Here is a 20,794-nt window from a genome sequence, read left to right as displayed (position 1 = left end):
GGATTTTGAGCCTGTCGTCAAATGTCAGGTGAGAGTGCTTATCCATGCTTACCTCCAGTGAGGCACCATCACCAACATCTTACCCTTCTGTCAGAGTAACTTCCACTTCCCACTTTGCCAGAGTAACTTCTACTGATATCTCTTTTAAATCATGGAATTTAATTTTTCAAATTAGGTTTCAAATTAGGATCACAGACCATTAAGAAAGAACCAAAAACTAATGTTGACAACAGGGGTTTATTAGTATACAATTCATTAGAACTTTAACTCAGTCCCGTGAGGCTGAAAAGATTGCAGCCAGAATAAAGCTTAAGGAGCCAAACCTATGCTGAAGATGCAATACAAGTTCAAAATGGAGAGTCCTGCAGCTTATTGAAAGGCATTGCAGCCCGGTAGGGAGCTGCGGATGATACCCATCTGTGAAACAGAAGTTTCACTGGCAGGGTCTTTTTTTTTGTCCTTTTTCAGGATTTCAGGGCTATTTTTCTAACCTCATCGAGGTCAATTATCCGTATCAGGTCACCCTTCATGATTATGAGTCCCTCCCTTGAGAGATTCGCAAGCTCCCTGGACAGCGAAGGCCTCTGTACTCCCAGGGTTTCAGCCCAGTATTTCTTGGTAAAGGGGATTCTGACATCAAGGCTTCCTTTTTTCGAATGTATGGAATATAGATATTCGCATATCTTTTCTTTTAGTGTCTTAAGGGTTACTTCTCTTATCCTTTGCGTAAGCATATAGGTCCTGCCTGAAAGTGACTTCAGGAACAGTTCAAGAAAATTCTCGTTCATTCGGCACAGCTTGAGGACAGACGACTTTTCCATTTCGAGAACGCTTATGTCAGACTTAGCGAATGCGCTCATCTGATGCTTGTCATGTCCGGAAAATACAACTCCCGCACCGATCACCTCATCCTTCTCGACATCCATCAGCAGGAGCATCTTCCCTGACGGGTCAATCTTCTGTACTTCGATTGTGCCGCTCAGCAATAGAAATATGGTCCTGCATTCGTCTCCCTGGATGAACAGATACTCTTCCTTTTGATATGTCCTGAGGTTATAATTTAAATTGTTCAGCACATCGTCGATCTCAACCTCGGTGAAGGTGCTGAAAAGTGGGTTTTTCTTTATAAGCTCCAGTGTCGGTCTGTTTTTCATACTTTTCTCCCAGCCGCCGTAAAATGAAGGAAATCATGCAAGGCAGCACTGCCATTTAAGTATAGCATATTGGTGGTAAACCACTCAATCGGAATGAAAAAAGAACGTTTAGTGACGAAAATCTGACAAAAAAGAGACAAAAATGAAATGTTAACACCTGTAAAGATGTCTTCACAACTGAAATTAGCATTGGGGCGCAATGATATTTTATTAATATGAATGAATCATGAACATTCGCCTTAAATATTTACAAATTATTCATATATATGAAGATGTAAAGAAATGAAGACTGGAATATGAAGCGGAAAGGATCGCAAAAATGAATAATATATTTGACTCACATGCACATTACGATGATGAACAGTTTGATGAGGACAGGGAAGAGCTCCTTATTGAGCTTAAGAAGTCCGGTGTGGTCGGCATACTCAACATGAGCTCTGATTACAAGTCCATTGAGACAACGAGAATACTTACGGAAACCTACCCGTTCATATACGGTGCCTGTGGAATCCATCCTGAAAATGCCGATGAATACAATGAGAGTGTAAAAGCTGAGATGATCGAACTTCTCAAGGGTGAAAGGTTCAGGGCGGTGGGAGAGATCGGTCTTGATTACTACTGGGAATCCAATCCTCCTAAGGAGATACAGAAAAAGGTGATGAGGGACCAGATGGAAATCGCGAAAACCCTTGGAATGCCAGTGATTTTACACGACAGAGATGCTCATGGTGACATCCTCCAGATTGTAAGGGAATTTCCTGAGGTCACAGGGGTCTTCCATTCCTTTTCAGGCAGCGTTGAGATGGCACGTGAAGCAGTCGCCTTGGGATACTATCTGGGTATATCAGGAGTTGCAACCTTCAAGAATGCAAGGAAACTTCCTGAGGTCATTAAAGAAATACCTTTGGACAGGCTGCTATTAGAGACAGATGCTCCGTACATGGCACCGGTCCCCTACAGGGGAAAAAGGAACAGGTCTGACTACCTGATCCATGTAGCTGAAAAGATAGCAGAGCTTAAGGGGAATAATGTCGAGGAAGTGCTGGAAGCAACAGCTGACAACGCTAGAAGGCTGCTTGGCATATGAGATGAACCAATTAGTTAGTTGTAAAGAATTTCGTTCATAAATTGTTAACATTTGAAATTGTGAAATCGCTCTAAACCGCATAACAGTGCGGGTTTGGGGTGATTTTTTTGACACTTGCAATGGGTGTGGATATAATGATGACGTTACTCAACGAGGAGGTCGAAACATGAAAAAATTCTTTTCTAAGGGAGTGCTCATATCGCTGTTCGCAGCATTTGTCGTATTTACGACAGCATTTGCAATAAACAGCATGAAGAAGCACGTGACTTTGGTGGTTGACGGAAAAGAACAGGTCATCGATACTTATGTGACTACAGTAGCCGATTTTTTGGCTGAGAACGGAATAACAATTGATAGCAAGGATAAGATCGACAAGGGAAACGAAGAAGACCTGGCGAAGCAGGACAGAATAGTAATCACGAGGGCAGTCCCAGTGGTGCTATATGCGGATGGAGCTATACAGGAATTCATGACCGCTGAGAAGACGGTTGAGGATTTTCTTAATGCAGAAAGTGTAACTTTGGGCGAAATCGATAAGATATCGGTTCCTACAGAGACGCTCGTGTCAAGGGACATGGAAATAACAATAGTAAGGGTAACAAAAGAAATGGTTACTGAAAATGTAACTATAGCTTTCGGAGTGCAGGAGAAGAAAGACGCTTCTATAATGAAGGGTACTAAGAAGGTTACTCAGGAAGGCAGTGCAGGAGAGAAGGTTCTGACCAAGGAAAGGACGTACGAGGACGGTGTGCTGGTATCTGAGGAGCTTGTGGGAGAGAATGTCACAAAGAGCCCGGTGGACAAGATTGTCGCAGTGGGAACCAAGGTAATGAGCTATGCTGCCGTCAATACGGCAACCAGAGGCCCGCTGCCTGAAAGCCTTAGCTATTCAAGCACCTACACTGTAAGGGCCACTGCTTACGCAGGTGACGGCATTACAGCAAGCGGAGCAGTACCTGTAAGGAATCCTTCAGGATGGTCCACAATAGCTGTAGACAGGACTAAGATTCCGCTGGGAACAAGGGTCTATGTTGAAGGCTACGGATATGCGATAGCACAGGATGTTGGCGGCGCAATCAAGGGAGACAGGATAGACGTGTTCATGAATTCTGAATCTGATTGCATCAGATGGGGAGTCAAATACGTCAGGATCTACATACTTGACTGATAAGAGTAATAAGAAATGAATCCGGGTAACCGGATTTGTTTTTTTGCAGAGGATTTCTCTGCTATAATAGACTGTAGAACTTTTTTAGGTGGGTATATTTATGATTAGCGAAATAATTGTGGTTGAGGGAAGGGATGACATCACGGCAGTCAAGAGAGCTGTCGATGCTGAAGTCATTGCTGTCGGAGGCTACGGGATAAATGCAAGGATAATCGACCTCATTAGAGAGGCAGCTTCAAGGAAGGGAGTTATCGTGCTCACCGATCCTGATTTTGCTGGCGAGCACATAAGACGGATAATATCCAAGAGGGTACCCGGAATTAAGCATGCATACATAATGCGTTCGGAAGGGACCAAAGACGGCGATATCGGTGTTGAGAACGCTTCGCCTGAAGCAATAAGGCGAGCTCTTTCAAATGCCAGGGCAGGCCAGTCAGACAGGGCGATAACCTTCAACATGGAGGATATGCTAAGATTCGGTCTTACAGGAAGACCCGATTCGAAGGCAAGAAGACAGATAATGGGAAAGGCTTTGGGAATCGGCTATGCAAATACTGCGGCGTTCCTGAAAAGGCTAAATTCATACGGTATTGGGGTGGAGGAATTTGCTAAAGCCCTGAAAGCCAATTTTGAGGAGTATTCTGATGGAGAATAGAAGTACCAGGAGCATTGTTGAAAAATATGGCTTCAGATTCACAAAGAGTCTGGGGCAGAACTTCCTTACAGACCTTAGGGTAGTAGATGACATAATAGCAGGGGCGGAGATAACCAAAGATGATTCTGTCATAGAGATAGGACCAGGAGTGGGTACTCTTACAAGGCAGCTTCTCGAGCATGCTGGAAAGGTCACAGCCATAGAGCTTGATGAGGAGCTTATTCCGATACTCACCGAAGAGCTTAAGGAGTATGACAACTTCACTCTCGTGCACGGTGATGCCGTGAAGCTTGACCTCAAGGCCATAGCTGACGGTGTAAGGGTCAAGTTCGTTGCTAATCTGCCTTATTATGTCACAACACCGATAATTGCCGGGATACTTTCCAGCGGAATGGATTTCGACAGCCTTACGATCATGGTTCAGAAGGAGGTTGCAGAGAGAATGGCAGCTGTTCCCGGAACCAAGGATTATGGCTCGCTTACAATCCTTGTGAGGTACTACTGTGACATCAAGGTCGTAAGGAATGTACCGCCATCGGCTTTCATACCGAGACCGAAGATAGATTCCACTGTGATAAGGCTCAATAAGCTTGATAAGCCAAGAGCTGAAGTTGAAGATGAAAAGCTGTTCTTCAACATTGTGAGGCACTCATTCAACATGAGGAGAAAAACCCTTGTCAACGGTCTGAAATCCATGGGCGTAAGCAGGGAAACAATAGATGAGGCGATGGCGGAATGCGGAATCGACAGTAAGGTGAGGGGAGAGACCCTTTCAGTCGAGAAATTCGCTGAGCTTTCCAATGCAATAGGAAAAAGAAGGTGACGGATTGAAAAGGAAGCTTCATTTCATCTCCGCACTGCTCATCATGATGTTAATGCTGCAGGGATGTTCAGCGATAGACTCGCTAAGGTTAAGATACGGAATGATCAATCAGGATTTTGAGTTCCTTAAGAGCGAGGACCTTGAATCCATAATCATACAGAGCGTAAGGGACAAGGGCTTCAGGTTCGTGGTAACGGATAAGATAGCCATTGGAGATCTGTATTCAAGCCTGAAGAAGGCAGATTCTACGGAAGAGAAGTCTGTATTTGCCCCTGACTATACATTTGAGTTCCATATGATAGATGGGACGGTTATCGAGTATGACTATGTGGCCGGAGTCTCAAACCAGGACAAGGGCAATTTCTACAACGATGAGAAGAGCTACAGGGTCCCCGAGAGGATCGACAACGACCTGATAAGGAATCTGTATACACTGAGGAAACCAAAGTATTTCGAGAATATCTACTATGACTCGCTTTCTGAGCTTACAGGACTTCTGAAGGAAGAATATGAAGGAATGAGCATTGGCATCAGGATATATAACGATGTAGATACGCTCAAATACCAGATATCCAGGGATATTGAGGATTTCAGGACACAGCTGCTAAGTAAGGGAGCCGTGCTTCTTGCATCTGGAGAAAAGACTGATATCGTGCTTGAAGTCAGGACTCAGGGGTACAAGACCAACGTGTTCAAGGCTGTCGTGAGCCTCAGGAATGAAAAAGACTTTACAAAAAGAAGCTTCTATATCTACGGTAAATATTCCAACGATATAAGCAAGTGGGATACGATAATATCAGAAGAGAAGCCGGAAGGCTTCTAGGGAGGTTTCAATGTCATCATGTTCAACCTGTGCATCAAAGAGCGGATGCAATAAGGATATCAAATGCGATTTTTTAAAGCCTAAGTATGGAAAGATAAGACATGTTGTGGGAGTGATAAGCGGAAAAGGCGGAGTCGGAAAGTCAAGCGTTACAGGAATACTTGCGGTTCAGCTGAGGAAGCTCGGCTTCAGGGTAGGCGTTCTTGACGGGGACATGACGGGTCCGTCAATACCGAGGTTTTTTGGTATTAACGAGGAAAGGACCGGATATGCACCTACTGATGTGAAGGACGTATTCAAGTTCATCCCGGTCGAAACAGGTCTTGGGATTAAGACAATATCAATGAACTTCATGATAGAAGAGGAGGAACCGCTCCTTTGGAGGGGTCCCGTGCTTGGCAACGTGCTGACGCAGCTTTTCCAGGACACGGACTGGGGTGACCTTGACTACCTCCTGATTGATATGCCGCCCGGTACAGGCGACATTGCACTGACTATAATGCAGCAGTTCCCGGTGGACTACCTTGTTGTGGTATCAACACCACAGGACATGGTCTCCATGATCGTTAAGAAGGTGGTTAACATGGCTGATAAGCTTGAGGTGCCAATAAAGGGAGTAGTCCAGAACATGTCGTACATCAGATGTTTCGGCTGCGGAGAGAAGATGAACGTATTTTCAAGGAACACCGCAGAAAGCCAGGCTGATAAGATGGGTCTGCCTTTGCTTGCAGAACTTCCAATTGATCCTGACTTCGCATCCTATCTTGAAGAAGGTATGGCTGAACGCTATGCTGCAACCAATAAGGACTATGACATCCTGATGGAAGCCTTCAGAAACGACGAGGATGAGATTGCAAAGAGGGTCGCAGAGGCTAAGAAAAAGTCGATACCATTCTTGAATAGCTAAAAGAGAGGACCATACTTCAGTGTGAAGTATGGTCCTTAGTATTCTGAATTTATTTTGCTGAAGCCTTATACCCTGAGTTCACAGCCCTAAGCAGTCTGTTCCATGGAACTAATGCGATCACTGCGAGTATTATAGCCATTTCTCCAAGAAGGAACGGGGTATTGTAGGTTATTGAATAGATCCAGAGCGCGCTCCCTGTCTTCATGCCTTCAGGTGCATATTCTGCAAAGAATACTACGCCAGAAAGGACATGAGGGATGAGCCTTAATACATGAGCTGCCACTGCACCTACAAATCTGTTGCTGAAGAATCCGGATACGCCTATCAGCATGAATGGTATCGGATAGTCGAGAAGTGTCTGTATCGGGTGCACTATGTACGGTCCCATGAACAGGTTGACTACTCCGAACAGGAATCCTGTAAGCATTCCGACTTCAGGTCCGTAAGCATACGACAGTATAATGATAGGCAGCACTGAAGCAAGCGTCACGCTTCCACCCTGAGGCATCTTGTACAGGATGATGTTGTTGAGTACCGCAGATAATGCCACAGCCATCGCGATCTTCGCCATAAGCTGAGGTGTAAGCTTGACCTTCCTAAGGCTTATGAGAAATACTATGCCACCTAAAAGGATCACAAGCGCAGCAATAGCCATTGGATTGTCCCTGAGCGCAGCAAATGCCTCGCTGAAGCTTTCAAGAATTGATAGAAACATTATTTTACCTCCTTTTATAGGCTGGAAAAATAAAAACCGTCCTGCGGTGCAAGACGGTTTGAAACCACTTTTTCCGCTTCCCTACGCTGGTACTAACCAGATCAGGTTACAGGGTTAGCTTTCCGCCTCTCAGCCCTTTCGGGCACCCCTAGCCTTTTTTATTATTCTAATACATATTTATGCTTTGGTCAATCTTATAGGGGATTTCTCTGAATGCATATGCCCAGAAGTCCCTTGCCGGTGTGTACTCCAAGTGCAGGGCTGATTTGCCTCAGATCCATGCTCTGGACGTTCTTCATCTTCATGATTGTATCTACCAGTGCTTTGCCCTCTTCAAGCGCAGCACCATGCATGACATATACTTTGCATTTGTATTTTTCCAGGTTTTCCTCCAGGATTCCGACAAGCCTCAGGAGTGCCTGCTTTCTGCCCTTGGCTTTGGCAATCGTATAGTATATGCCATCGCGGTTGACAGATATGATTGGCTTCATATTCAGGAGCTGACCTATGGTTCCTGCTACCTTTCCGATCCTTCCGCCCTTCATAAGGTATTCCAGGGTATCAACGTAATAATAAGTATCAATTGTTTCCTGGAATGCTGAGAGCTTTTCAAGGATCTCTTCGATTCCAATACCTGACTTGATCAGTCTTCCAGCCTCAAGTACTGTTATCCCTTCTGCCATTGAAAGGTTCTTGGTGTCGAAGACATGGGTCACCATTGAAGGCTGCTCTTCAGCGTACATCTTGACTGCGTTTGCTGTTCCTGATAGACCGCTTGATATGAACACGCCGAGCACATGGGTATATCCTTCGTTCTTCAGTTCATTGTACAGTATCTCGATGTCTTCACCTGATGGAAGGCTTGTCTTTGGGACTTCCTTCTCCAGGTTCGCATATACCTCATCCGGATGTATCTCAACTCTGTCCCTGTATTCTCTGTCAGCGTAGATTATTCTTAGCGGCAGGAGCCTTGCTCCGCATTCCTTGAGCTCTTCGTCTGTCAGGTCACAGGCGCTGTCTGTGACAAGTGCTATCTTATTCATTCTAATCTCCTCTCCGGGTTTACTTAACTAAAGTATAGCAAAGCGATTAAAGATAAACAATGAAACTGATTCTGTTCATATATTGTTTTTGAAATTTCAGGTGTATTTGCACCACTCAAGATAGTAGAATATAGATGTCGGTCTTTAGATGACCGCATCATTTCCGCTTCTTTTTGGCAGCGGATAAGGAAGGAGAGTGACTATGATGGCTGATAAGAGCCTTCATGAGATGTTCAGTTTCACTCTGGACATGGAAAAGGATAATGTTGTAATACCGGTCTGCGAGGACGTAGCAGTAGAAGAAGCCTACAGGGAAGAATATGCTTTCCTGTCGGAGAAGGGAATATTCACAGGAAAATCCGGTGAGGTATATACCACTCTGGATGCAGCCCGCAAAGGGGTTTTGATATTCATCGGTCTTGGAAAGGAGAAATCCGTCAACCTGGAACAGGTAAGGAAGGCGGGATTCAAGGCTGCGCAGGAGCTTTCATCAAACAAGGTTGCTTCTGCCTGCATGATGATATCCAAGCTTTCAGGACTTTGCTACAGGGAGACTACGAAGGCATGGGTTGAAGGGATGCTGCAAAGCGCATATACCTTCGACAAGTACCTGGCTAAAAAGAAAAATCATACGGGACTTGAGATGTCATTCTTCATTAAGGAAGGCAAGGAGGATAAGGTAAAGTCGGCTATTGCTGAGACTATAAACCTTATGGATGCAGTGTTTCTTGCAAGGGACCTGGTCAACGAGCCAGCTATATCGCTAACACCAGGGTCACTGGCAGTAATAGCAGAAAAGGAACTTACTTCCCTTGGAGTTGAAGTTGAGGTGCTTGGAAGATCTTCTGCTGCCGAGCTTGGTATGGCAGCGTTCCTGGCTGTTGCCAAGGGATCATCCGAGGAGCCGAAAGTAATAATAATGAGATATAAGGGTGACAAGGAAAGCCAAAGACTATTGGGACTTGTCGGAAAGGGAGTCACCTACGATTCCGGAGGATATTCACTGAAGCCCAAGGACTCCATGGTAACCATGTATGACGACATGGGAGGCTCAGCGGCAGTCATCGGGGCGATGAAAGCACTCGCGCTTAACGACGTGAAAAGGAATGTTACAGCCGTGGTTCTTGCGACCGAGAACATGGTGAATGGGGAGGCCTATAAGCCCGGAGACATCATTGGATCCATGGCAGGGAAGACCATCGAGATACTGTCCACGGATGCTGAGGGGCGACTGACCCTGGCAGATGCACTTCACTATATCATTACCAAAGAAAAGGTTGACGAGGTTGTAGACATAGCAACTTTGACAGGAGCCTGCGTTGTGGCACTTGGCGAGCAGATGTCAGGAGCCTTTGCCAGCGACGATGAGCTAATGAAGAGGGTTAAGAATGCAGCGGAAAAGTCAGCTGAGCCTACATGGCAGCTTCCACTCAATGAAGAGTACAGGGAGCTAGTTAAAGGGACCAGGTCGGACCTCAAGAACAGCGGAGGCAGGTGGGGCGGAGCAATCAGCGCAGCTGCATTCCTCAGGGAATTCACAGGTGACACACCCTGGGTCCATCTTGACATAGCAGGCACTGCATATCTCACAGCAGGAAAGGGCTATCTGCCCAAGGGCGCTACAGGAACCGGAGTGAAGACCCTATACAATCTGGCTCTGGAAACTCCGGAATCAGGCTGCGGCTGTGGTGAAAAGAATTGAGTGCGGCAGATGACAGACTCGGCAGGGCAATAAATGCCATGAAGGAAAAGGGGCTCAGCCAGATGATAGTGTCTGACCCTTCTTCAATACTTTACCTTACGGGCAAGGATATCCATCCCGGTGAAAGGCTTCTGGCCCTTCTTGTCAGAGGAAACGGATCACCAGTCCTTTTCATCAACGAGCTGTTCCCCACGGCTGAGGCCAAAGGGCTTGAAATAGTCTGGCTCAGGGACACTTCGGACGGCATAGGGATGATAGCCGGTAAGATTGAAGCTGACAAGCCTTTAGGCATTGACAAGACGTGGCCTTCGGGATTCCTGATAAGCCTGATGGAAAAGACAGGAATGTCTGATTTCGTGAACTCCTCACCAATCGTAGATACCATACGGGCAATAAAGGACGAGGCTGAGGCTCGTTTGATGGAAGAGGCCTCAAGGCTTAACGACACGGCTATAGAGATACTTGTGAACTCCATAAGTGAACACCATACTGAAAAGGATCTGGCAAAGCTGCTTTCAGACATCTATGAGCAGCTTGGAACCGAAGGATTCTCCTTCGAGCCGATAATAGCCTTCGGTGCCAACGGAGCGAATCCTCACCACAGCAATTCAGGTGCAAGGCTTAAGGCTGGTGACTCCATAATCATAGACATAGGCTGCAGAAAGGATGGATATTGCTCAGACATGACAAGGACAGTATTCTGGAAAGAGGTTCCTGAAAGGTCCGGGGAAGTCTACAGGACAGTGCTCGAAGCAAATGTCAGGGCTATTGAGAAGGTCAGGCCAGGAGTTAGGTTCTGCGACATTGATCAGGCAGCTAGAGGATACATAGAAGAAAAAGGCTTCGGCAGCTACTTCACCCACAGGACAGGGCACTCAATCGGAATCGATGTGCATGAGGCTGGAGATGTATCATCAGCAAACACTTCGGTACTTGAGCCTGGAATGGTGTTCTCAGTTGAGCCTGGAATCTACCTTCAGGGCGATGTGGGAGTGAGGATCGAGGATCTGGTGCTTGTGACTGAAGATGGCCATAAGGTCCTTAACTCATACACAAAGGAAATTAAGGTAATTGGCAATGATGCAGAGTAGATGGATAATAGGTGCAGAGTATCTGTATCTTAATGAAGGTATGTCTGCATATTGAAGATTAGAAGATAAAACGAGGCGCACTCCGAATCCGGAGCGCGCCTCAACTGATTTCATAGCTATTTCATTGGCATTTGAAGTTCTGAATAGAAAATGCCTTCACAATTCAGATGGTGTGTTTGTGATGGAGATTTAGAAATCTGAGCTCTTAGGGGTCCTCGGGAACGGTATTACATCCCTTATGTTGGTCATGCCTGTCATGTACATGATGAGTCTCTCAAAGCCGAGTCCAAATCCTGCATGCTTGGCACCGCCGTATTTTCTGAGCTCAAGGTACCACCAGTAATCCTCTTCGTTAAGTCCCAGCTTGTTCATCCTGTCCAGCAGCACGTCAAGCCTTTCTTCCCTCTGGCTTCCTCCTATGATCTCTCCGACTCCCGGAACAAGGCAGTCCATTGCTGCTACGGTCTTTCCGTCATCGTTTAGCCTCATGTAGAATGCCTTAATCTCCTTAGGATAATCAGTTACGAATACCGGCATGTTGAATATCTCTTCTGTGAGGTATCTCTCATGCTCAGTCTGGAGGTCAGTTCCCCATTCAACCTTGTAGTCGAATTCCTTTCCTGATTTCTGGAGAAGCTCCACTGCTTCAGTATAGGTGACCTTCTTGAACTCAGAATCCACAAGGAAATTGAGCCTTTCAACAAGTGTCTTGTCGATGAAGCTGTTGAAGAACTGCATTTCCTCAGGAGCATTTTCAAGTATATACCTTATGACATACTTCAGCATGTCTTCTGCAAGCTGCATATTGTCTGAGAGCTCTGCGAAAGCTATTTCAGGCTCTATCATCCAGAACTCTGCCGCATGCCTTGCAGTGTTTGAGTTCTCAGCCCTGAAGGTAGGCCCGAAGGTGTAGATGTTCCTGAATGCAAGTGCATAAGCCTCGCCATTGAGCTGACCGGATACGGTAAGGTTGGAGGATTTTCCAAAGAAATCCTTTGAATAGTCGATCTTGCCGTCTTCAGTAAGAGGAGGATTCATAGGATCAAGGGTGGATACCCTGAACATTTCTCCTGCTCCTTCAGCATCGCTTCCGGTGATTATCGGCGTATGTACATATACAAAGCCTCTTTCCTGGAAGAACTTGTGTATGGCGTAAGCTGCCATGCTCCTTACCCTGAATACGGCTGAATAGGTGTTTCCTCTCGGCCTTAAGTGAGCTATTGTCCTGAGGTATTCAAAGGTATGCCTCTTCTTCTGCAGAGGATAATCAGCGCTTGATTCGCCCTCAAGGATAATCTCCTTAGCCTTCAGCTCGAATGGCTGCTTGGCCTCGGGAGTCAGCACGAAGTCTCCCTTGATAGTGATTGCGGTGCTTATATGGTATTTTGACACATCTGAAAAATTTGGAAGAGTGTCATCGAAGACAACCTGCAGATTCTTGAAGAAAGTACCGTCGTTCAGCTCGATGAACCCGAATGACTTGGAGACTCTTGAAGTCCTTATCCATCCGCTGACGAGAACTTCCTTGCCTGCAAAGTCTTCAGGCTTCGTATAAAGCTCTTTTACATATGGCATTTTCGTTCCTCCTGATAGTTTGATTCTTTAGAATAAAAGAGCTTCCGTCCCGAGGGGACTAGAAGCCCGGAACATTTTTGCTCCAAGTTTGTCAATTGCACATACATTTTAACCTATCGGGGTGATTTCTTCAAGTGGTTGAAGGATTTTGGGCTCCCGGAATGTCCCTCTGGAAGCCAAGGTATCTTGTTCCCTGGAATGAAAGCATGCCTTCGTCACCTTCCACAAGGTACCCGAATACATTTCCGGCCACATGGAATTCCTGCCTTACACCCGACATAAGCTCGAAGGTCGCATAATATGTGGTGCTTGTGCTTGATGAAGGGACATTCTGGTTAGTATGGTGGTGATGTGATACGTTGGTCCTTTTTGCAACTACCAGAGCCCTTTCATCCTGTTTCGGCGAATTGTTGTTCCTCGACCATTCGCCTATTCCTCTAATTATGTTGAGAATAAGCATAGAGCCTACGATGAGGAACCCAAGTGCAACTATGAATGGAATTATGCTGAAAAATCCGAAGCCTGAATTGAATGGTGAATCGTACATTTGTACCTCCTATGCGCCTTCGCTCAAGAATCTGTATTGAGACATGTACAGGCTGTAGTAATCGCCCTTCATTGCCAGCAGCTCCTCATGGGTGCCGCTCTCTGTTATGACTCCACCGTTTATTACCATTATCCTGTCACAGTCCCTTATGGTGGAAAGCCTGTGTGCTATTACAAACGAGGTCCTGTTCTTAAGGAGCTTCTTTATTCCGTCCTGTACGAGCCTTTCTGTCTGGGTATCGATGTTCGAGGTTGCTTCGTCAAGGATCAGGATCCTAGGATCTGCAAGCAGTGCCCTGGCAAAGGATATGAGCTGCCTCTGGCCAACTGACAGTCTGGATCCTCTTTCCCTTATCTCCGTATCATATCCGTTCTCAAGCTTCATTATGAAGTCATGGGCGTTTACCGCCCTTGCTGCCCTTTCGATTTCCTCATCTGCAGCATCGAGCTTTCCGTACCTTATGTTCTCCCTGATTGTGGCTGCAAACAGGAAGGTATCCTGAAGCATAATTCCCATCTGGCTTCTTAGAGATTCCAGAGTCACTGTCCTGATGTCTGTTCCGTCAATCAGCACATCACCGCTGTCAGTATCGTAGAACCTTGAAAGGAGATTGACTATGGTGGTCTTTCCGGCACCTGTTTCTCCAACAAGCGCAATGGATTCTCCGGCTTCGACCTTAAAGGATACATCCGTCAGCACGGGAATTCCATCCTCGTAGCTGAAGTCAACATTCCTGAACTCCACGCTGCCATTTATCCTTTTCATTTCGAGAGCTTTCTCAGATGATTCAATGTCCGGGTTGATGTCAAGGATCTCGAAGATCCTTTCCGCAGATGCGAAATTGGTTATTAGAGTATTGTAAAAGTTGGAGATGTTCATGACTGGTCTCCAGAACATGCTCACATACATGGTGAAGGCTATGAGAGTTCCAAGGGATATGTCTCCTGCAAAAACCAGATTAACACCGACGAAATAAACGACGCAGGAGCCGATTCCCCATGAGGATTCAACAAGAGGCCAGAAGAAGTCGTTCAGGAATATGGCGCTCATGAAGCTTTTCATCATTTCAGTGACCATGGAATCATGGGTTTTCCTGCTGTCATCCTCTGTTGCAAAGCCTTGTATCACCCTTACTCCGGCGAAGCTTTCATGCGTGAAGGCGTTGAGGTTGCTTCGCTTGCTCCTGAACTCCTGCCATCTTGGTCTTGCCTTCGCTTCAATCATGAACATGGCACCGCCAAGAAGCGGCATGACAGCCATGGTAGCCAGAGCAAGCTTGTAGTTGAGGATGAACATCATCACTGTAACCATTGCGAGCTGAAGGATGTGAGGAAGAAAGCTTGTAACGGAGTTGGAGAACAGCGTCTGAAGTGCATTGACATCTCCAACCACCCTTGCCAGTATCTTTCCTACAGGCCTCGAGTCGAAGAATGAGAATGAGAGCTTCTGTATATGTGCATAGAGGTCCTCTCTCATGCTGAGTACGATCTTGTTGCTTACGATGCCCATCTTGTATATCCTCGCACGGGATGCTGCCATGGCTAAAATGTTAAGTCCGGCCATGATGCCTGCGACAAGCGCCAAGCCCTTCATGTCTTCATTCCTTATATATACATCGATTGCCTGCCTTGTGAAATAGGGATTGATGAGACCGACTACCATGACCAGGACCATAAGTGTGAGGACTATTGTTACCTCGTTCCTGTATGGAACCATGTATGTGAATAGCCTGGAGATCAGTTCCCGTTTACCTGTTATGGTAAATTTCTCATCCTGCTTTACGGTATTCTTTGCCATTATGCTTCCTCCCTGAGGGAGTCGAAATCCTTGAACTGCTCCCGGTATACTTCGTAGTAGGCTCCGCCTCTGGCGACTAGCTCCTCGTGTGTTCCGCGCTCGATTATCCTTCCATCCTCCATTATGAGTATGAGGTCGGCATTCTTTACTGCGGATATCCTGTGGGCGATTATGAATAATGTGCTCTTTGAAGGCAGGTGCTTCAGGTTCCTTAACAGCTTGTATTCAGTATCCATGTCCAGGGCGCTTGTTGCGTCATCAAGTATCATTATCGGTGACCTTCTTATAATTGCCCTGGCAATTGCGATCCTTTGCTTCTGACCGCCTGAAAGCCCAACGCCTCTTTCACCGATTATGGTTGCAGGCCCGTCTGAAAGCTCTCCGACAAAGTCAGCGCACGCAAGGTCTAACGCTTCAATGACTTCAGCGTCAGTTGCATCCCTTCGTCCAAGACGTACATTGCTTTCAATGGTATCAGAGAACAGGAAGGTGTCCTGAGGGACCACCGACATGTTCCGTCTTAAGGCTTCAAGGGTTATCTCCCTTATAGGAACATCATCGATCAATATACTTCCTGACTGGAATTCATAATATCTGCCGATGAGGCCTGTCAGGGAAGACTTTCCTGAACCTGTGGTTCCCATTATGGCGACTGTGCTGCCTGAACCAGCTGTAAAGGATATGTCCTCCAGCACATTCTCACCTCCGTATGAGAATGTGAGGTCCCTGAATTCGACTTTTCCTGAAATGGGAAGGCCTGCTGCAGTTTCCGAATCCTTGATGGATGGCTCCTCCTTGAATATCTTCTCAAGCTTTCCGAGAGATGATTTATTCTGTGAAGCCAGGTTTATAAGCCAGCCCATGTCCCTTAAGGGCCATATGAGGTTCCAGATATAGGTTGAAAATGCAACGAGGGTTCCAAGCGTCATCTCGCCGGTAGTAACGAAGAAGCCTCCGAAGGCAACCATGGCTACCACTGCAAGATTAGTCAGAAGCTCTATTGGCGGAAAGTAATCAGACATTATCTTTGTCTGCTTGCTGTTTAGCTCAAAGTTTTTCCTGTTCATCTCGAAGAACTTGCCTATTTCGTGTCTCTCCCTCGAGAATGCCTTTACGAGCCTGACTCCGGCAATATTCTCCTGTGCGGTGGTATTCAGCTTAGCTATATGGTCTGAAATCTCCTCATAGCTCTTCGTGCTCCTTTTTTCAAGCTGCACAGCTATCCACGCAATAGGAAGCATGATTAAAAGGCATATCAGGGTAAGCTTCCAGTTGAAGTACGTGAGGAGTCCTAAAGCGAGTACGAAATAAAGCGCGTCCTCGACAATGAGCCTTAAACCGAAGGCGACAGCATTCCATACGTTCTCCACGTCCTCGCTCATCCTTGCCATCAGCTCACCGGTGTTCATGGTATCGAAGTATTTGAAGCTCAGCTTCATTATGTGGCGGTAGGTGTCATCCTTGAGCCTTATTACCACCTTTGTTGAAAAAAGGTCGAAGAGATATTCCTTGGTGTAGCCAAGGATAGCCCTCGACATGGTCACGCCGAAAAGGCCTGCTATGAAAGGGAGAAGGAGATGCCTCTCTCCGCCAATCACGACCCTGTCGATGATCGCACGTGTTATGAGTGGGTTGAAGAAATCAAGGACGAGAGAAAGAATCATCGCCATTGATGGGATGATTACGAGAAGCTTGTGTTTCCTGACCTCTTGGTATACTCTGTCTATTTTAAAAACCCCCTGGATGTAGAAAAGTCATGGAATAGCCCATGACTTTACGATACATCATATATATATAATGTCAACCCTTTATAGGGCTTTTAGAAGCGGTCTTATGATATCAGCTACCTTTACGGATTCACCTGCTCCCATGGTGATTACCATGTCGCCTGGAGAAGCGAAGTGCATGATGTTTTCAGCTGCTTCCCTGAAGCTGTGGCAGTTGACTGCTGTCACTGTATGCCTGGCCCTTATGGCATCCCCAAGCTCCTCTGACGTCACGAGTCCGGTGTCAAGCTCCCTTGCAGCATATATGTCGAGAAGGACCAGAGTGTCCACATCATCAAAGGCTTCCGTAAAGCCTTCGAAGAGGGTCCTTGTCCTGGTGTAGGTGTGAGGCTGGAACACAACATGTATCTTGCGTGCATCAGTTCTTTTGGCTGTGTCGATTGCTGCCCTTATCTCGCTTGGATGATGAGCATAATCGTCAATGACTGTAACCCCACCTTCGGTGTAGAGGTGCTGGAACCTCTTGTCCACTCCGGTATACGAGGAAAGTCCCTTCGCTATCGATTCAAGCGGTATCCCCGCTGCAATGGATGCGCCAATAGCAGCAAGTGCATTGGAGACATTGAACTTACCCGGAACTCCCATGCTTACTGACATCAGGTATCCGCCTTTGAGCGAAACGTCAAAGCTTGCTTTTCCTGACTCGCTGAAGGTTATGTGCTCTGCCCTAAGGTCACCATTTTCAATTCCGAACCTTAAGACCTTCGCCTTTGCACCGGTAAGGACATAATCCATATTTTTATCATCAGCATTAGCAACTATGGTACCCTCTGCGGGGATCATCGCCACATACTCCCTGAAGGTATCCAGAACGTGCTGAAGGTCCCTGTAGTAATCCAGGTGGTCTGCCTCAACGTTCAGGATGATTGCTGTAAGTGCAGGAAACCTTAAGAATGAGCCCTTGTATTCGCAGGCCTCAGTTATGAACAGGTCGCTTTCTCCGATCCTGAAATTACCGCCTATCAGTGGAAGCTGTCCGCCTACAAGTATTGTCGGATCAGAATCGCTGTTCATGGCAATGGAGGATAGCATGGAGGTTGTGGATGTCTTTCCGTGGGTACCTGACACGGATATGGAATTTTTGAAGTTCTTCATAAGGTGTCCCAGGAACTCGGAACGGTCCAGGGTCCTTATTCCTCTCTCTTTGGCTTCCATAAGCTCTTCATTGTCATCCCGTATTGCTGCTGTATAGACCACCAGGTCCTGGTCCGTGATGTTTGACCTGAAATGGCCTATTATGACTTTTGCTCCCCTGTCACGCAGGCTTTCGACGGTTTCAGATTCTCTGAAATCAGATCCCGTGACCTCTATCTTGTTGCTGAGAAGTATGGCGGCAAGGCCGCTCATGGAAACTCCGCCTATTCCTATGAAATGAACTTTTTTACCTTTATAGTCCCTGAAATCAAATGACATAAAAATCAGCTCCGATATTTTTCTTTTGGTTTAGCTTAGGGGTGTCAAACAGTCCCCCATTTAGTATGATAATACAAAGAGGTCTAAAAAGAAACATTTTGACACTCAAGGACCTTAAAGAGGAGTGGTCTGCAATGGAAGGAAAAAGGCAGGCAGGAATTCGGGCAGCCGGGTTTGTGACAGACGGAATGACCGTAGGCCTTGGAACTGGGTCAACCGTATACCATACTATACTGAAGCTTGGAGAAATGGCGAAGGAAGGATTGAAGCTAAGGTGCGTATCGACATCCGAAGCGACGACAAATCTGGCAGAGAGCCTGAATCTTACCCTTGTACCCATGTCTGAGGTTGAAGAGATCGACATAACCATAGACGGTGCTGATGAGGTGGACAGGTCATTTTGCGGCATCAAGGGCGGAGGCGGAGCCCTGCTTTATGAAAAGCTTGTAGCTGACATATCCAGGAGGGTCATATGGGTAGTTGACAGAAGCAAGCTGGTCGACAGGCTCGGAGCTTTTCCTCTTCCGGTCGAGATTGTTCCGTTCTCACATGTTCAGCTGATGAGGAAGCTTCGTGCCATGGGATTTTCACCAAGGCTAAGGATGGCTGGAAATTGCCCGTTCCTTACTGATGAAAAGAACTACATCATTGACCTGAAGACAGGCTTCATTGATGATCCTGAAGGATTGCACAGGCAACTCAAGCTTATGCCGGGCGTAATCGAGACAGGACTATTCATCGCCATGGCTGACACAGTGGTAGTTGGCAGCGAGGATGGGGCCGAAGTGCTTGAAAGCGTTAAATAATGCCGGCTTAGAGGATAAGGTCAGGAAAATTTCCACGAATGCTGATTATATCAAAGCGTTTACTTTACCCCTATTTTCTGAATTTTACGAATGATTTTTTAAAAAACATTGCGAAACATTCGATTGTATTATAAGATATATTTTGAGGAAATGGAGGCGAACTTATGGATAAATATTCCAGAAACAGCAGAGTCAGCATCATAACCAAGATCCTGACCGAAAATCCAAACAAGATAATGAGCCTTAATTATTTTTCAGATATCCTTAATGCGGCTAAGTCCACCATCAGCGAGGACATACTGGTTGTAAGGGAGATCCTCGAAAAGCTTGATATGGGCAGGATAGAGACGATAGCCGGTGCAACGGGCGGCGTCAGGTACATAGTGAAGGTGAGCGAGAAGGAGAAGGAAAAGTTCAAGGAGTACATATGCTCCACACTTTCCGACAAGTCCAGAGTCGTTCCAGGGAATTTCCTCTATGTGACCGACATAATGCTTGATCCGGAAGTGGTTTCAAAAGCTGGCGCAATGCTGGCCGGACACTTCATAAAGCTGAAGCCGGACTACATCATAACTGTCGAGACAAAGGGCGTGCCTCTGGCATATGAGGTTGCAAGATATATGGGAGTACCTCTCATAGTCGCAAGAAAGAACTCCAAAGTCACTGAGGGTACATCTGTAACTATAAACTACGTTTCAGGCACCACAGGACGTCTTTCCACAATGGGTCTTTCAAAGAGGACCCTCAAGACTTCATCAAGATGTCTGTTCATAGACGACTTCCTGAGGGCTGGCGGAACGGTAAACGGCATCGAGGACCTTCTCAGGGAATTTGATTCTGAGCTTATAGGCATTGGAGTACTTGTAGACAACAAGGAAGTTAAGAAGACAATGACCCAGCCTTATGTATCCATAGTCGATTATTTCGGAATCGACGAAAAGGGTGCGATAAGGATGAAGCCTTCAACTACGATATAAAAAACTGCTATTTCAGAAGTTGTTCTGAAATAGCAGTTTTATTTTACAGAAATTCTATAAGCTCAACATGCACGGTATATGCGGCATCCCTTGAAACCACGGAGCCCGACTCAGGGTCATACCCCTTGTACCTTCCGCCATAAACCTGCCAGATTACCTTGTATTTGTTGTCACCATCAAGCACCGAAAGCACGTCAGCTGATTTGGACGGAGGCACATTGCCGATATGTCCCATCTCATCATGGATGACTCTGACCAATGTGCCATCCGAAATAAGCTTGATTTCTCCAAGACCGGTGAGTTCTGTCTCAAAGACTCCCATCCTGAGCCTGATGATCTCCTCATCTGAAAGCCCTTCAAACCTTGAACCGGGATGGATCCTATCACGCGCAAATTCTGATATTATATCCTGAAAGCTTTTTCCATCATCATCGAACTCATCGGATTCAGCATCGAATACAACTGACCTTGTTTCAGGAGCTGCTGAAGCGGTCAGTTCCTGTGGAACAGCCGGACCGGCCTTTTCTGATGGAGCATCCTTTGGGATCGTACCCTTATACAGTCCAAGGGCGAATATCGGTATTGAGATGTATGCAAGCATGTAGTTCCTTGTGAGTATGCCGGACAGAAGCAGCAGCGATGCAGCTAGCTTTATGGTGCCGGCTGACTTCTTGTCCTTCTTTAATAGTTCATTTAACATCATCATTCCTCTTTCCCTGTTTTT

At 46.3% G+C, this 20,794-nt stretch carries 19 protein-coding genes and 1 riboswitch; of the genes, 10 read left to right on the top strand and 9 right to left on the bottom strand.

All coding sequences use genetic code 11. The annotated features are described in order from the left end of the window. Positions 1–464: 464 nt before the first annotated feature. Positions 465–1,154, bottom strand: coding sequence for a Crp/Fnr family transcriptional regulator (locus tag J2Z34_RS05915; RefSeq protein ID WP_209458944.1), 690 nt, complete (start codon positions 1,152–1,154; stop codon positions 465–467). 319 nt (positions 1,155–1,473) lie between these two features. Between J2Z34_RS05915 and J2Z34_RS05910 the strand changes: the two genes are divergently transcribed. From J2Z34_RS05910 to J2Z34_RS05885, 6 genes are all read left to right on the top strand, one after another. After that, the gene (locus J2Z34_RS05910; protein ID WP_209458943.1) at positions 1,474–2,241 is read left to right on the top strand and encodes a TatD family hydrolase; all 768 of its coding nucleotides are present in this window, start codon (positions 1,474–1,476) and stop codon (positions 2,239–2,241) included. A 166-nt stretch (positions 2,242–2,407) separates the two neighbouring features. Then, on the top strand, positions 2,408–3,409 hold the full coding sequence (locus J2Z34_RS05905) for a resuscitation-promoting factor (protein ID WP_209458942.1): 1,002 nt from the start codon (positions 2,408–2,410) through the stop codon (positions 3,407–3,409). 100 nt (positions 3,410–3,509) lie between these two features. Beyond that, entirely contained in the window at positions 3,510–4,064 is a 555-nt protein-coding gene (gene rnmV, locus J2Z34_RS05900) for a ribonuclease M5 (protein ID WP_209458941.1), read from the top strand. Then, a complete protein-coding gene (gene rsmA / locus J2Z34_RS05895; RefSeq protein WP_209458940.1) occupies positions 4,054–4,887 on the top strand; it encodes a 16S rRNA (adenine(1518)-N(6)/adenine(1519)-N(6))-dimethyltransferase RsmA in 834 nt (277 codons plus the stop codon). The genes rnmV and rsmA overlap by 11 nt, the downstream gene beginning before the upstream one ends. 4 nt (positions 4,888–4,891) lie before the next feature. Then, positions 4,892–5,710, top strand: a complete 819-nt coding sequence (locus tag J2Z34_RS05890) for a YhfM domain-containing protein (protein ID WP_209458939.1) — start codon at positions 4,892–4,894, stop codon at positions 5,708–5,710. Between the two features lie 10 nt (positions 5,711–5,720). Then, positions 5,721–6,617: an Mrp/NBP35 family ATP-binding protein gene (locus J2Z34_RS05885; protein ID WP_209458938.1), complete on the top strand. Its 897-nt coding sequence runs from the start codon at positions 5,721–5,723 to the stop codon at positions 6,615–6,617. Positions 6,618–6,666: 49 nt separating this feature from the next. Here the strand turns inward: J2Z34_RS05885 and thiT are convergent, their stop codons facing one another. Next, a complete protein-coding gene (gene thiT / locus J2Z34_RS05880; RefSeq protein ID WP_209458937.1) occupies positions 6,667–7,332 on the bottom strand; it encodes an energy-coupled thiamine transporter ThiT in 666 nt (221 codons plus the stop codon). Positions 7,333–7,393: 61 nt separating this feature from the next. Next, positions 7,394–7,492, bottom strand: a riboswitch (TPP riboswitch). A gap of 34 nt (positions 7,493–7,526) precedes the next feature. Then, the gene (locus J2Z34_RS05875; RefSeq protein ID WP_209458936.1) at positions 7,527–8,375 is read right to left on the bottom strand and encodes a DegV family protein; all 849 of its coding nucleotides are present in this window, start codon (positions 8,373–8,375) and stop codon (positions 7,527–7,529) included. 202 nt (positions 8,376–8,577) lie between these two features. Between J2Z34_RS05875 and J2Z34_RS05870 the strand changes: the two genes are divergently transcribed. After that, complete coding sequence (locus J2Z34_RS05870; RefSeq protein WP_209458935.1) at positions 8,578–10,077, top strand: leucyl aminopeptidase; 1,500 nt, start codon at positions 8,578–8,580, stop codon at positions 10,075–10,077. Further along, complete coding sequence (locus J2Z34_RS05865) at positions 10,074–11,168, top strand: M24 family metallopeptidase (protein ID WP_280922305.1); 1,095 nt, start codon at positions 10,074–10,076, stop codon at positions 11,166–11,168. Before J2Z34_RS05870 ends, J2Z34_RS05865 begins: the two co-directional genes overlap by 4 nt. 189 nt (positions 11,169–11,357) lie before the next feature. Here the strand turns inward: J2Z34_RS05865 and asnS are convergent, their stop codons facing one another. The 5 genes from asnS to murC all read right to left on the bottom strand — a co-directional run bounded on the left by asnS (position 11,358) and on the right by murC (position 18,287). Beyond that, the gene (gene asnS / locus J2Z34_RS05860; RefSeq protein ID WP_209458934.1) at positions 11,358–12,743 is read right to left on the bottom strand and encodes an asparagine--tRNA ligase; all 1,386 of its coding nucleotides are present in this window, start codon (positions 12,741–12,743) and stop codon (positions 11,358–11,360) included. Positions 12,744–12,873: 130 nt separating this feature from the next. Next, positions 12,874–13,290, bottom strand: coding sequence for a DUF2500 domain-containing protein (locus tag J2Z34_RS05855; protein ID WP_209458933.1), 417 nt, complete (start codon positions 13,288–13,290; stop codon positions 12,874–12,876). A gap of 9 nt (positions 13,291–13,299) precedes the next feature. Further along, positions 13,300–15,087, bottom strand: coding sequence for an ABC transporter ATP-binding protein (locus tag J2Z34_RS05850; RefSeq protein ID WP_209458932.1), 1,788 nt, complete (start codon positions 15,085–15,087; stop codon positions 13,300–13,302). Then, positions 15,087–16,757, bottom strand: a complete 1,671-nt coding sequence (locus J2Z34_RS05845; protein ID WP_245250531.1) for an ABC transporter ATP-binding protein — start codon at positions 16,755–16,757, stop codon at positions 15,087–15,089. The genes J2Z34_RS05850 and J2Z34_RS05845 overlap by 1 nt, the downstream gene beginning before the upstream one ends. Before the next feature lie 138 nt (positions 16,758–16,895). After that, positions 16,896–18,287: a UDP-N-acetylmuramate--L-alanine ligase gene (gene murC / locus J2Z34_RS05840; protein ID WP_209458931.1), complete on the bottom strand. Its 1,392-nt coding sequence runs from the start codon at positions 18,285–18,287 to the stop codon at positions 16,896–16,898. A gap of 134 nt (positions 18,288–18,421) precedes the next feature. Between murC and rpiA the strand changes: the two genes are divergently transcribed. Both rpiA and purR read left to right on the top strand, forming a co-directional pair. Further along, positions 18,422–19,093 (top strand): ribose-5-phosphate isomerase RpiA, encoded by a 672-nt coding sequence (rpiA, locus tag J2Z34_RS05835; RefSeq protein ID WP_209458930.1) that lies wholly within the window; start codon positions 18,422–18,424, stop codon positions 19,091–19,093. A 164-nt stretch (positions 19,094–19,257) separates the two neighbouring features. Then, positions 19,258–20,070 (top strand): pur operon repressor, encoded by an 813-nt coding sequence (gene purR, locus J2Z34_RS05830; protein WP_209458929.1) that lies wholly within the window; start codon positions 19,258–19,260, stop codon positions 20,068–20,070. 43 nt (positions 20,071–20,113) lie between these two features. Here the strand turns inward: purR and J2Z34_RS05825 are convergent, their stop codons facing one another. Further along, positions 20,114–20,770: a hypothetical protein gene (locus J2Z34_RS05825; protein ID WP_209458928.1), complete on the bottom strand. Its 657-nt coding sequence runs from the start codon at positions 20,768–20,770 to the stop codon at positions 20,114–20,116. Positions 20,771–20,794: the final 24 nt, after the last annotated feature.

This window comes from Youngiibacter multivorans, from assembly GCF_017873395.1.
Lineage (GTDB): Bacteria > Bacillota > Clostridia > Clostridiales > Clostridiaceae > Youngiibacter > Youngiibacter multivorans.
This window is presented reverse-complemented; position numbering and strand designations above follow the sequence as displayed.